The 12,640-nt window shown below is 61.1% G+C and carries 13 protein-coding genes; 6 read left to right on the forward strand and 7 right to left on the reverse strand.

The window, feature by feature from the left end; all coding sequences use genetic code 11:
• Nucleotides 1-25 precede the first annotated feature (25 nt).
• Both recQ and HEP69_RS10580 read right to left on the reverse strand, forming a co-directional pair.
• On the reverse strand, nt 26-2,065 hold the full coding sequence (gene recQ, locus HEP69_RS10575; RefSeq protein ID WP_290558489.1) for a DNA helicase RecQ: 2,040 nt from the start codon (nt 2,063-2,065) through the stop codon (nt 26-28).
• A 79-nt stretch (nt 2,066-2,144) separates the two neighbouring features.
• Nucleotides 2,145-2,432: a YggT family protein gene (locus tag HEP69_RS10580; RefSeq protein WP_290558490.1), complete on the reverse strand. Its 288-nt coding sequence runs from the start codon at nt 2,430-2,432 to the stop codon at nt 2,145-2,147.
• 157 nt (nt 2,433-2,589) lie between these two features.
• Here HEP69_RS10580 and HEP69_RS10585 point away from each other — a divergent pair, with 157 nt between their 5' ends.
• From HEP69_RS10585 to arfB, 5 genes are all read left to right on the forward strand, one after another.
• On the forward strand, nt 2,590-3,987 hold the full coding sequence (locus HEP69_RS10585) for an MFS transporter (protein WP_290558491.1): 1,398 nt from the start codon (nt 2,590-2,592) through the stop codon (nt 3,985-3,987).
• Entirely contained in the window at nt 3,984-4,856 is an 873-nt protein-coding gene (gene mepA, locus HEP69_RS10590) for a penicillin-insensitive murein endopeptidase (protein WP_290558492.1), read from the forward strand. The genes HEP69_RS10585 and mepA overlap by 4 nt, the downstream gene beginning before the upstream one ends.
• Nucleotides 4,829-5,710, forward strand: coding sequence for an esterase-like activity of phytase family protein (locus HEP69_RS10595; RefSeq protein ID WP_290558493.1), 882 nt, complete (start codon nt 4,829-4,831; stop codon nt 5,708-5,710). The genes mepA and HEP69_RS10595 overlap by 28 nt, the downstream gene beginning before the upstream one ends.
• An 87-nt stretch (nt 5,711-5,797) precedes the next feature.
• On the forward strand, nt 5,798-6,427 hold the full coding sequence (locus tag HEP69_RS10600; protein WP_290558494.1) for a queuosine precursor transporter: 630 nt from the start codon (nt 5,798-5,800) through the stop codon (nt 6,425-6,427).
• Between the two features lie 296 nt (nt 6,428-6,723).
• Nucleotides 6,724-7,140 carry an alternative ribosome rescue aminoacyl-tRNA hydrolase ArfB gene (gene arfB / locus HEP69_RS10605; protein WP_290558495.1) on the forward strand — a complete coding sequence of 139 codons (417 nt, stop codon included), beginning with the start codon at nt 6,724-6,726 and terminating at the stop codon, nt 7,138-7,140.
• Nucleotides 7,141-7,331: 191 nt separating this feature from the next.
• On the opposite strand, the gene HEP69_RS10610 is transcribed toward arfB, so the two are convergent.
• The 3 genes from HEP69_RS10610 to HEP69_RS10620 form a co-directional block, all read right to left on the reverse strand.
• Entirely contained in the window at nt 7,332-8,585 is a 1,254-nt protein-coding gene (locus tag HEP69_RS10610) for a DUF2254 domain-containing protein (protein ID WP_290558496.1), read from the reverse strand.
• A gap of 387 nt (nt 8,586-8,972) precedes the next feature.
• Nucleotides 8,973-9,134, reverse strand: a complete 162-nt coding sequence (locus HEP69_RS10615) for a DUF1328 domain-containing protein (protein ID WP_290558497.1) — start codon at nt 9,132-9,134, stop codon at nt 8,973-8,975.
• A 222-nt stretch (nt 9,135-9,356) separates the two neighbouring features.
• Entirely contained in the window at nt 9,357-9,605 is a 249-nt protein-coding gene (locus tag HEP69_RS10620) for a hypothetical protein (protein ID WP_290558498.1), read from the reverse strand.
• Between the two features lie 241 nt (nt 9,606-9,846).
• Between HEP69_RS10620 and HEP69_RS10625 the strand changes: the two genes are divergently transcribed.
• On the forward strand, nt 9,847-10,002 hold the full coding sequence (locus tag HEP69_RS10625) for a hypothetical protein (RefSeq protein ID WP_290558499.1): 156 nt from the start codon (nt 9,847-9,849) through the stop codon (nt 10,000-10,002).
• Nucleotides 10,003-10,005: 3 nt separating this feature from the next.
• Here the strand turns inward: HEP69_RS10625 and HEP69_RS10630 are convergent, their stop codons facing one another.
• Both HEP69_RS10630 and HEP69_RS10635 read right to left on the reverse strand, forming a co-directional pair.
• On the reverse strand, nt 10,006-10,596 hold the full coding sequence (locus tag HEP69_RS10630; RefSeq protein ID WP_290558500.1) for an exopolysaccharide biosynthesis protein: 591 nt from the start codon (nt 10,594-10,596) through the stop codon (nt 10,006-10,008).
• 487 nt (nt 10,597-11,083) lie between these two features.
• Complete coding sequence (locus tag HEP69_RS10635; RefSeq protein ID WP_290558501.1) at nt 11,084-12,637, reverse strand: phospholipase D-like domain-containing protein; 1,554 nt, start codon at nt 12,635-12,637, stop codon at nt 11,084-11,086.
• Between the last annotated feature and the right edge of the window lie 3 nt (nt 12,638-12,640).

The raw sequence follows: 12,640 nt of genomic DNA on the forward strand, positions 1-12,640 counted from the left end.
CCTTGGTTTGAAGTTGGATCTTGATTTAGCTCGCTGCGCGCAGGACGTCCAGAAACGCCTCTCCAAAGCGTTGCGCACGGCGCTCGCCCAACAGCTGCTCCATTGTCTGGGCGTTGTTCGGGCGGATCTGTGCCACCTTCGCCAAAAGCGACGCCGAACAGCTCAAGGGCTTGTCGGCGCCGTTTGCACCCCGGGCGAGGTCAGCCTGCACTTCAAGAAGGCGGTCATAAAGCGATCCGGCCTCGCGCCCCGCCAGTTTCTGGCGTGCAGGATGCACGGGGGGCGCATCGCCCGCGATCACCTCAAGAAAGCTGCGGCCATAGCGATCGAGCTTTTTTGCGCCCACCCCGCCGATGCGCGCCATGTCATCCAGGGTCGCGGGCCGTTTCTCGGCCATTTCGATCAGGGTGCGATCGGGAAAGATCACATACGCCGGCACGCGCGCGGCCTCGGCCAGAGCTCGCCGCTTGGCCTTGAGCGCCGAAAGCAGCGGCGCATCCTCTTCGGAAACCAACATTTTGACTGCGGGTCTGCGGGGCGCCTTGGCGATGCTGTCGCGGCGCAGCGTGATCTGGGCCTCGCCGCGCAGGATCGGGCGGGCGGCGTCAGTCATCCGCAGCGCGCCATGGCGTTCGGGGTCGGGGCGGATCAGATCATGGCCCATCATCTGGCGAAACACCGCCTGCCATTGGCGCCGGTCATAGTCTTTGCCGACATTGAACGTGGGCAGATCATCATGACGACGCGCCCGCACCTTATCGGTCAGCGTACCGGTCAGGATATCGATCAGATGGCCTGCCCCGAACCATTCTTCGGTCCGCAGGATCGCCGACAGCGCCATGCGCACCGGCGTTGTGCCGTCAAAGGTTTCGGCTGGGCTGTCGCAGAGATCGCAGTGCCCGCAACTCACCTCGGTCTCTCCGAAGTATCCCAGCAGGGTCTTGCGGCGGCATTCCAGCGCTTCGGCCAGCCCCAACAACGCATTGAGCCGTGCGTGATCGGCCATGCGGCGTTCGGGCGGGACAAGCCCTTCGTCAATCTGGCTGCGGCGCAGGCGGATATCATCGGGCCCAAAAAGGGTCAGCGTCTCGGCCGGGGCGCCATCGCGGCCCGCGCGGCCGATTTCCTGATAATAGGCTTCGATGGATTTGGGCAGGTCGGCATGGGCCACCCAACGGATATCAGGCTTATCGACCCCCATCCCAAAGGCGACAGTGGCCACTACGATCAGGCCGTCCTCCTGCTGAAACCGGCGTTCGGTGGTGCGGCGATCCTCAGCCTCCATCCCGCCGTGATAGTGGCACGCGCTATGCCCCGCTTCGCGCAGGGCGAGGGCGAGCGTTTCCGTCTTGGCCCGCGTGCCGCAATAGACAATGCCGGATTGGCCCCGGCGGGCATCGGCAAAGCCCAGGATCTGGCGGCGCGGATTGTCCTTGGCCGCAAAAGCCAGATGCAGGTTGGGCCTGTCGAACCCGCGCAGAAAGGCGCGGGGCGCCTCCCCGTCAAAGAGCTTTTGGACGATCTCGACCTGGGTTTCGGCGTCTGCGGTCGCCGTGAACGCAGCCAGCGGAACATCCAGCGCCTGCCGCAACGCACCGATGCGCAGGTAGTCGGGGCGGAAATCATGACCCCACTGGCTGACGCAATGCGCCTCATCCACCGCGATCAGGCTGACGCCGATGCGGCGCAGCATGTCCGTCGCAGATCCGGACGACAGCCGTTCGGGTGCGATGTAAAGAAGCTTGAGCCGCCCGTTTTCCAGGGCCTGCCAAACGGCATCCGTCTCCTCCGGCGTGTTGCCAGAGGTCAACGCGCCCGCCGCAACCCCGGCCTCTTGCAAGGCGCGAACCTGATCGCGCATCAATGCAATCAGCGGCGAGATCACCACCGTCACCCCATCGCGCATCAGCGCGGGCAATTGGAAACACAAGGACTTGCCGCCCCCCGTTGGCATGATCGCCAGCACATTCTGGTCGGCGCATACGGCGTCAACGATCTCTTCTTGCCCGGGGCGGAAGGCATCGAATCCAAACACGTCGCGCAAAAGCGTGGCGGCAGGCGGCATCTTGGGAACCCTGTAAGACTTTATCTATCTGCTCTTACGGGTGACTGTCCCATACTAAGATTCGGTGAACAAGGTCAGATCACGCAAAACCGAACAACACCGGCAGCACATAGGCCCTGAGCGAGATCACGATGATCAGTGCAACCAGCGGCGCCAGATCCAACGGCCGCGTATCGGGCATGAAGCGGCGGATCGGCTGATAGATCGGCTCCAGCAGCCGGTTCAGCCCCGCCCAGATCTGAGACACCAGCGGCTGGTTCAGGTTCAGCACCTGGAAATTGATCAGCCAGCTCATGATGATGTGTACGATCATCACAAAATAAACGACGCTGAGGATCAGTTGCAGCGGACCGTAAATAGCGAGCATGGGCGCAAAGCTCCTTTTGTTCTCAGCTTCTGACCTAAGCGCCGGGTGAACAAAGGGCAAGTGTTCGTGCAAAGCCATGGTTGACCAATTGGTAAAAGAATAACTTGCCCCTGTTACAATTCCCGTGTCTCATTCGGCCTAAACACAGCGAGGCCTCATGGCAGATACGGCACATCCCGCGATGGTTGGCGGCATTTCATTGCGCAAACGGATCTGGGGTTGGTACTTCTTTGACTGGGCCAGCCAGCCCTACAATACGCTCATGCTGACCTTTATCTTCGGTCCTTATTTCGCCCAGACGGCGGCGGCGCATCTGATGGCGGATGGCATACCGGAACTGGCCGCCCAGGCACAGGCGCAGGCCTGGTGGGGGTATGGCCTGACCATCACGGGGATCATGATCGCCATTCTTGCGCCTATCCTGGGCTCGATCGCCGACAGCACAGGCAAGAGAATGCCGTGGATCAAGCTGTTTTCGATCCTCTATTTCATCGGTGCCGTTGGCACCTGGTGGAGCGCACCGGAGGCGTTCGATCCTGCCATGGTCCTTGCCTTTTTCGGGATCGGCCTGATCGGGATGGAGTTCGCCACGATCTTCACCAACTCCTACCTCCCCTCGATGGGCCCAAAGAACGAACTGGGCCGGATATCGGGCTCGGGCTGGGCGTTTGGATATGTCGGCGGCGTGGTGGCGTTGATCATCATGCTGATGCTGTTTCAGGCAGGCCCGAACGGGGTAACGATGGCGGGGATAGAGCCGCTCTTCGGTCTGGATCCGGGCACCAAGGCCGATACCCGTATCGTGGGACCAATGACCGCGATATGGTTCGCAGTCTTTATGATCCCGTTCTTTTTGTGGGTGCGCGACGACGCATATGAGCCGCGCCTGAAGTACCGCTTCGGCTCGGGCATTACCGAACTGATCCACACGTTGAAGAACCTGCCGGGCAATCCCAGTCTTCTGGCCTATCTCGGGTCGTCGATGTTCTACCGCGATGCGCTGAACGGAATGTATACGTTCGGCGGGATCTATGCCGCGGGCGTGCTGGGGTGGTCGATTATCGAGATCGGCATTTTCGGTATCACGGCTGCCATCAGCGGCGCGATTTTCTGTTGGATCGCGGGCTATATCGACCGCGCGGTGGGACCAAAACCGGTGATCGTGACCTGCTGCCTGATCATGATGCTGACAGCACTCCTGATCATCTCGCTGACGCCGACTTCTGTCCTGTGGCTGCCTGTGGCCGACGGATCGGCCCTGCCCAACCAGATGTTCTATCTGGCGGGCATTCTGATCGGGGCTGCGGGTGGCGTGCTGCAAAGCTCCAGCCGCAACATGCTGACCCGCCAAGGAAACCCTGAACGCATGACCGAAGCCTTCGGCCTCTATGCGCTGTCGGGCAAGGCCACCACGTTCGTGGCACCCGCACTGATCGCGCTGGTCTCGGACATCACGGGCAGTCAGCGGCTGGGCGTTACCCCGCTGGTGTTTCTTTTCGGACTGGGTCTTTTTCTGCTAATCTGGGTCAAACCGGACGGAGAGACGCGCGCATGAGACTGCGACATCTGTTTTCCATTCTCGGGCTGGGCCTGGCACTGGCCGCTCCGGCGGCGGCCGAGCCTTTGGCAAAGCAACAGTTCGGCGCGAAGAAGACGGCCTCCGCCCAAGCGCCCACTCCGCTGGGCAGTTATGCTAAGGGATGCGTCGCGGGCGCCGTGCAATTGCCCGAAACCGGCCCCACCTGGCAGGCCATGCGATTGAGCCGGAACCGCAACTGGGGGCATCCGGATGCGATTGATTTCGTCAAGGATCTCAGCGCCTTTGCCGCCACCCAACCGGGGTGGCGCGGGCTTTACATCGGGGATATCAGCCAACCGCGCGGCGGGCCGATGCTGAGCGGGCACCGCTCTCACCAGATCGGGCTGGACATCGACATCTGGATGCTGCCCGCGTCAAACCTCAACCTCAGCCGTTCGAAACGCGAAGACATCTCGTCGATTTCCATGCGGCGGGCCAAGGGTGCCTTTGTCAACGGCGACTGGAGCCGCGCCCACCACCGCATTCTGCGCGCGGCCGCCAAAGACCCGCGGGTGGCGCGCATTTTCGTATTCCCGGGCGCCAAGGTGCAAATGTGCAATGACGAAAAGGGCAATCGCAAATGGCTGCGGAAAATCCGGCCATGGTTCGGGCACCATTATCATTTTCATGTGCGGCTGGCCTGCCCAAGGGGCATGCGCGGATGCGTAGACCAGGATCCGCCGCCGCGTGGGGATGGATGTGCCGATGCCCAGGAATGGGTCAATAACATTCTCAACCCGCCGCCGCCCGATCCCAATGCCCCCAAGACCCCGCGCACCCCTCGGCGTGAACTGGTTCTGGCCGATCTGCCACAGCAATGCGCCTCGGTCCTGCGCTCGCAATAGTCCTGTGTCTGATCGTGATCGTCCTGCGCCCGGTCTGGCCCGGTGAGACAGGCGCGCGGCTGACAGGTGTCTATGACTGGTCGGCGCCGGGTATTGGCGGCTTGTCGGCCCTTGTCATAGAGGCCGACGGCACCCGCGCGACGGTCCTGACCGACCGCGGCACCCTCTTTCAGACAACAGTCTTGCGGGCAGGAGATAACATCACGGGTATCGAGATCGATGGCCAGGTACAGCTCAGCGATGAGAATAACCGCCGTTTCGCCAATCGACGTTCTGACAGCGAAGGTATGGCCAAGACCACCGATGGCGCGCTCTTCATTTCGTTCGAGCAGGATCACAGCCTGCGCCGCTATGATCTGACACGCGGGAGGACCATTCGCCTGCCGGTCCCGGACGCCTTTGCCGATTTCGGGCGCAATACCGGGATGGAGGCGCTGGCCATCGACGCACAAGGCCGCCTTTACACCCTGCCAGAGCGCCCCCGCTCCGGTCGGCAGGGGTTTCCGGTATGGCGATGGGACGGCGCATATTGGGAGCGCGCGTTCTTCCTGCGCAAACGGGCTGGGTTTCTGGCCGTATCAGCGGATATCGGGCCTGATGGGCACTTCTACTTGCTTGAGCGCCGCGTCACGTTTCTGGGCTTTCAGTCCCGCCTGCGTCGATGGACGCTGGCGCCAGACGGACCGGAGGATGAGTTAGCGTTGTTCACCAGCCGACCCGGACAGTTCGGCAATCTCGAAGGGTTGTCATTGTGGCGCGACGGCACGGGTCGGTTAGTCGTATCAATGGTCGCGGATAACAATTTCTGGTCGGTGATGCGCACGCAGATCGTCGAGTATGTCCTGACGGAATGACTTGCGCGATCCCGCGCAACGGGCTAGGTGCGCGGCTGTCCCGTTCGGGGCCAAGTCTCCGCAACCTTGTCAAAACGGAAAGCAGACATGACACGCGCACATCTTCCCGGAATCATCGCCATGGCGGCCATCGTTGTCGCCTCCAACATCCTTGTTCAACATCTGTTCGGCAATTGGCTGACGTGGGGCGCCTTTACCTATCCACTGGCGTTCTTGGTCACTGACCTGATGAACCGCATCTATGGCGCGGGACCTGCGCGCACGGTTGTGTTCATCGGGTTTCTTGTGGGGATCTTCTGCTCACTCATCGGCACCCAGATCATGGGAGAGTTCGGCCCCCTGGTCACCTTCCGCATTGCCATCGGCTCGGGCCTGGCATTCCTGACGGCTCAGCTCTTGGACGTGGGGATCTTTTCGGCCCTGCGCGATCGTGTCTGGTGGATCGCCCCGCTGGCCTCCACCCTGATCGGCTCGACCGTGGACACTGCCCTTTTCTTCTCCATTGCGTTCTCGGACACGTTGGGCTGGATCGACCCCGCGACAGATGTCGCCTGGGCCAATGAGGTTCTGCCGCTTTTGGGAATGGGGCCCGAGGTGCCGTTGTGGGTCTCGCTCGCTGTCGCAGACTGGATGGTCAAGCTGTCGCTCGCGCTGATCGCCCTGATCCCGTTCCGCCTGATCGTTCAGCGGTTGGAGCGGCGCGCGCATATGGTGTGACGATTTTGTTTGGAGCTTGGAAAGAGCCGTGCCATGCTCAGACTAGGTTCAACAAATCGAAAGGAGGTGATCCAGTGTCAAGAAAGATGTTGGAGAGAGGTGTCGGGACAACGTGGGAGGTCGCCTGCTGAGGCAACCCTTGGTGGTCGCATGACCACCCACGGTGGCGTCGATTAACCTTTGAGGTCTAACCGACACCCCCTCCTGAAGCTTTCGAAAGGGCCGCCCTTACAGGTGGCCCTTTTTCGTGAGAAACTGGAACCTGGACACAGAGAGACGAGACGCATCAGGACATCATGCTGAGGATCAACGACACTATCGAGATCGCGGAGTGGGAGCTGACCGAACAGTTCGTCCGCGCCTCGGGGCCCGGCGGGCAGAACGTGAACAAGGTTGCCACGGCAGTAGAGCTTCGGTTTGAGGCAGAGCGGTCTCCGGCGCTGACCGAGCCGGTCAAGCGCCGCCTGCGACGTCTGGCCGGGCGTCGCTGGACCAAGGAAGGGGCGCTGGTGATCCAATGCGACGAGACCCGCTCGCAGGCCCGCAACCGAGAGATCGCGCGTGACCGGCTGGCAGAACTGGTGCGCAAGGCGATCGTGGTGCCCAAGAAGCGGCGACCGACCCGCCCCACCAAAGGGTCGGTCGAACGTCGATTGAAAGAAAAGAAGGTGCGAGGCGCAGTCAAACGGATGCGAGGGAGCGTGGAGGACTAGGTGTCCGAGGTCAAACGATCCAGGTGGTTTGATGCGCCGCCTTGCAATCCGTCCGGGATCACCCTGCGCGGGTGAAGCTTTGGCGCTGCAACCGGACGCACTTCGAATGGCCACGGCGTGCGGGATCGTGGACCGCAAGGCTCGAAATCCGCTCTCTGGACGGCGCCGGAGCGCCGCAGACGGTCTGTGCGCTAGGCCGGTCCCGCTTGAAACCTCTCGCGTTCTGACTGGGTCGTCAGCCCGATTTCGGCGTATTCGTGCAACGCGGTCCGCAATGCCTCAACCTCGTCTCGGGCCGAAGCGTCACACCGGCTCGACATCGAGGACAGGGCTCGGGAAACGGCCAGCAAAACGTCGACAAAGGCCGCCCCGTCGCGTGAGATGTCTCGAAATGCCGAGGCGATCAAGATGCTGTCCGGGATGGGCCTGACAAAAACACGGTCATAGACAGGTTGAGCTTGGACAGGCTCGGTCTGCAACACATCCCACAACAAGCGCTCCAACCGGGTTACAACGTCTATGGCGGTGCCGGGATCGTTGATCCCCGGCGACAAGGCCTTTGACGCCGTTTCACGCATTGCCTGGATGGCATAGCTTGGATCCTGCTCATAGCTGCGGTTGGTTGCAATCACGATGCAATCCGCAATCTTCTTGAGATCCGCGGATCCCGTAACATATGCAACAGGCTCTGCCGTCAGGATCAAATCCCCCGGTAGCACGCTCAGGTAAACGACACTGCCGCCGGATTCAGCAAGCTCTTGCAGCTGTTGCATGTCGACCCGGCGCAGATAGCCGGACACTGTGGCCGGAACCACGGAAGCCTCCGTTGGCGCGGGCTTATCAGCGGGGTGTCGCTGCCCGCCCAGATTGGGATGTTTTTTCATCTCAATGAGTGTTTCGCGAGCCGTGTCCTCGATCCGTTCAAGCGCGTAGTCCATGCTGCCGATCCGCGAGAGCTGATGGATCCAGCGCACCAGCGAAAAGATGATTGCGAGCACCACCAAGACCGTGGCTCCGAATACGATGACGGAGGCGCTGTCGCTGTAATACCCTGCCCGAAAGAGGATGATCGACGAGAGCGCAAACGCAAATGCGCCAACGAATGTCGCCAGCATTGTTTGGGTTGAGGTGTCTTCCATCAGCAGGCGGTGAATACGAGGGGTTGTCTGCTCGGCCATGGTTCGGTGCGACGAGACCATGACACCCAGAGAGAATGTCGCGACGGCCAGCATGCTATTGGCCAGGATCGTGAGGATCGGTAGTGTCGCGGCGGACGTAAAGCGGTCTTTCGGCCCTTGAGGTATCAGCGGGTTCAGCGCTTCGGCCGACAGCGCCGCCAAAATGGAGAGCGCCAGAATCATCGCCACGCGCACCCACAAGATCCGGCTGATCCGCCTTGCGGCTTGCAGGTAGGGAACGATCTTGAGGCGAAGCAGGTTGCGCATAGCGTCCTTTGGTCTGGGTTTGGCGCGCTGATATGCCTGCCCTGATGGTCACAGGCTCAGCCCATATCGGCAATCGCCGTTGGCAGAGCCTGACCGGCATTTGCCCTTTTATCAACACCGCCCCCCTGATTTGCCCTCTTAATAGGATCCGGGGCCTTCTGTCGGATAAGACTTCCGGGGTCCTGTCCCATTTGGCGGCACGAGCGGTCTGTTTTTGTTCGGGACTGGGATGGGCGGTCTGACGAAGGGCACGTCGCTTGAGCTGACCCCTAGGCCTGGGCCGTGCACCGGAATGCCACAAAACGACAAACCGCCCGATCAGCTTTCGCTTGAGATCGGGCGGTCAAGGGTGACCCAGGACAGGATGTCTGGACCCAAGCGTTTCGGTTAGCTTCGCGAAGCACGCGCGACAAGGGATCCTAAAAAGAACAGGACTGCTATCAGGAAAAGTATTTTCGCGATGCCTGTGGATGCACCTGCGATACCGCCAAACCCAAGAACGGCGGCGATGAGTGCGATGACGAGAAATGTAGCTGCCCAACCAAGCATGAACCTGACCTCCTGATAAGTGTGGCGGCGGTTGGCCCACGCCAACTGCCTTCGGACCACTCAACGCGGGCGGCGTGACTTGGTTCCATATTCGATTGCGATGTCGCTTTTGAGCGCATCAACGTCCCTGCCGACATCAATAATCAATTTCAGTTCACAAAAATGGAACGCACCCGTTGCAGGGAGCGCTCCTTGAATGGCTCAATGTGAGGGCGGGAACGGTTAGCTGTTATCCGCCGCCTCTTCTTCCGGGCTCTGGAAATCGATGGTCGGTACGCTGATCGTGACCTTCTCAGTGCCCGTTTCAATATCGCCGATCTGTGCGTCGAACTCCGGAGCGTTGCCGCCTTCAACAGTCACGTCGATTTTCGGCAGTCTGGTCTCTTCGGTCTGCTCAATGTCGACCATATAGATGCCAAACGCCAAGGCGGCGACGGCGACAATCGCGGCGAAAATGAATCCGGTTTTCATCAGTCTGTCTCCTTTCAATGTCCTCTGTCTAACAAACGAACTGCGGGCCGGAAGGTTTCATTCCGCCGGAATTTCTTTGGGATGACTATGTTTTTGGCCGCACTCAGTCGCTTGTCGCGTAGGTCTGAGTGAACGGCGCTGCCCGATCCGTATGAGGGTCGCGCGCGGCCAAAGGGACATGCCGGAACTTTTCCCCCCGCCAAACCGTTTTTGACCAGACCCGATGAAAGGACTGCGCGGCATGACGAACGAGATTTTCCTGTTCGGACTAATTGGGGTGGTCCTGGTGGCACTCGGGGTCATCGCGGTCTCATCATCCTGGTCGCTGCGCCGCCGCCAGCGATCCGATCGTGACGCAACGTCCGCGCAGCAAGCAGACAGGGACGATCAGATCTGAAGATTACGCAAAGAGCGCGGAGAAGGCGAAGGCTGGAATCAAGGAGGTCAAACCCAATGTGACCAGTCCCAGGACCGCGATCAGCCCATCGCGTGCCAAAAGCCCGGTTGCGATCAAGGCCACCGCGACCCCGATCATGCTGGACGTGAAGGGAAGAAGCTCCAGCAATGGCAAGCATATGCCGCTCAAGGCGCAGAAGGCATAAAGGACCCGTGAGGCGGGAGGCGAGACCAACGGAGCCAAGCGCGCCTGGGTGCCGCGATCCAGCCATTCCGCAAAGCGCAGGACGCGATCAAGGGGCTTGTCGGACCGCGCGGTGTTGAGTTTCCAGGCCATAAGCCGGCGCGGTAGCCAGAGATATGTGCGTCCGATCATACCTTGGACCGCCACCAGGAAGATCAGGCCGCCAATAGCGCTCGACAGCAAAGGAACACCGCTGAGCGGAGAAACCAGCAACAGCGCAGCCAACAGCAGAATTGACGGGAAGGAGGCCGAGCCGAAGTTCGACAGGATATCGCGCAGGCACACCTCGTCGGTCTCTGTCGCCTCTTCCAGTGCCGCCACAACGGTGCTCACGGGTTGGTCTGCCGACATGGTTAGGCTCCTTGGTGCATGCAGCTGGCCGGTCGACTGTCGCATACAGCGACGTTTCCAGTCCGGTCGGGTCTAAGATCAACGCGCTATATATGTCTTCGGTTCCAGATCCAGACCAGCAGAGCGGATATCCGCGCAACCCGGCAAAGGCCGGGCCAATACAATCGGTGCCGACGCTTTCCTTCTCCCGGTCGTCCAGGGCGCGTCCTTGGCCAACGAGGTTTGCCAAACCATCGACGGGCGTCTTCCCGGATCCCGGCCTTGGCCTTGCGGTCTCTCTCATAAAAAATCCGTTGAGCATTTCCCGGTCGCCATCGCCGGGCTGAAAGCCAGCCGTCATCAAATCGCCCCGGCGATGTTGCGCGGCGGCTTTCGGCAGTCTTCTCCGCCTTGGATCTGGCCCCGGTTCATGGGTCTCTTTTTTCGTGGTGCTGTGATCTGCCAGACAAACACGCGGACGCAGTGGGGAGGTCTGCGCAAGCGGGCGTCAGACCATTTCCTCCGGCACACCCGGCAGGTTCCGGCCAAAGCGCCGCGCGGGGCCAACCTTGTAAGGCACGATAAAGGAGAGGCGCATGTCGGGCGCCGTCTCTGCGTTCAGCCGAGCATGGGTGTGCCACGCTTGGACGGTGTTCTTGCCCCTCAGATACGGCTCAAGATCCCGGTCGGGCAACCAGTGCCCGATGCACCGCTGCTTGAGATGTTTCACAAGATCCGAATCCGTCACCTCGACGCCCGCTTCGGTGTCCCAGTTCAGGCTGCGCCCGTTGAGATTGGCAGAGGAGACAATCGCGGCGGTATCGTCAAAAACAGAGACCTTGGCATGGACATAAAGCATGGGCGCGTTGCTGAGCGTGCTCCGGTCATCCGACTTTCTGCGGATGGGCTGTACCGGGGATCCCGCGAACAGGCGTAGCCCGAATGCGCGATGCAACCGGAGCAGGCTCTTGGCTTGCAGGTATTCCCCATATCGCGAATCAGACCCGGCCGCATTTTCAAAGGCAACCTCTTCGGGCGCGGCGGGCAGGACGACGACAAGCCCCAGATCAGGCCTGCGCCTGGCAGCGTTGCAAAGGGCGCGTGTAATGTCGCGGTCGCGGAGGAATTGCGTCTCAAGATAGATCAGGTCCTGCGCGGCGGCGATGTGATCCAGATGAGCCTGTCGGATGCTTCGCGTCCGGCAGGAGGGCGACAGGGAAAGGACCGGAGCGGCGCGGGGCGCGGACAGTGTGCGCAAGAACGGTTTGGGCAGCTCGGTCGGCGCGGTTTGTCCCGACGTGATCTGATCGAACTCGGCCAGATGCGCCTGCGCCGCCTGGGCGAGATCGGCGTCCCGCACCATCACTTGCACATCATGCCAGGTTTCGGAATTGTCCCTGTCATGACGCTTGGTGTCATACCGGCGGTCATTCAGATCAAGCCCGCCGATATAAACGGTCTTGCGATCAATGACGGCCAGTTTGTGATGGTGTGTCGCGGGCACAAGGCGCGCTGGCGGCCAGCGTTGGGCGCGGGCCGTCCCCGTTGAATCGACCTCAAGCAGCGGCCGCAAACCGGGGCGTTCGAGCGCAAACAGCGCCTTTGCTCTGCCGTCCAGACTATTGTAACGCTCTGCCGCTTTGCTGACCAGCGCGCGGGATTTGACCCAAAGCCCGATCGCCGCCAGCCAACCGATCCGCCCGCCATGCATCGAGGCCCGCACTGTCAACCGCTCGGGATGGCGCACAATCTCGCGCAATGCGGCCGCCTGACGGATCGTCCGCCAGGTGTGGGCATGCATCTCTCCTGCCACTACGGGATCGAAATCGGTGAGCTTGAGCGAGACGTCAACGCCTTGGTCCAGCTTGAAAGCCAGCAAATCGAACCAGGTGTCGCCAATCGCAAGGGCCTCGTCTGACCGCAGGCTTGTGGTGAAATCAAACACGCGAAATCCCGCATCGACCCGCGTCTCGGCCCGCAAGACCGCTGTTTCAAACGCGCGGAACGCCTCTTCCGCAGTGATCAGGATGTCGCATGTATCGGTGGTAATCTTGGCGGCCATTGC

Source organism: Aestuariivita sp., assembly GCF_021404545.1.
Classification (GTDB): Bacteria; Pseudomonadota; Alphaproteobacteria; order Rhodobacterales; family Rhodobacteraceae; genus Aestuariivita.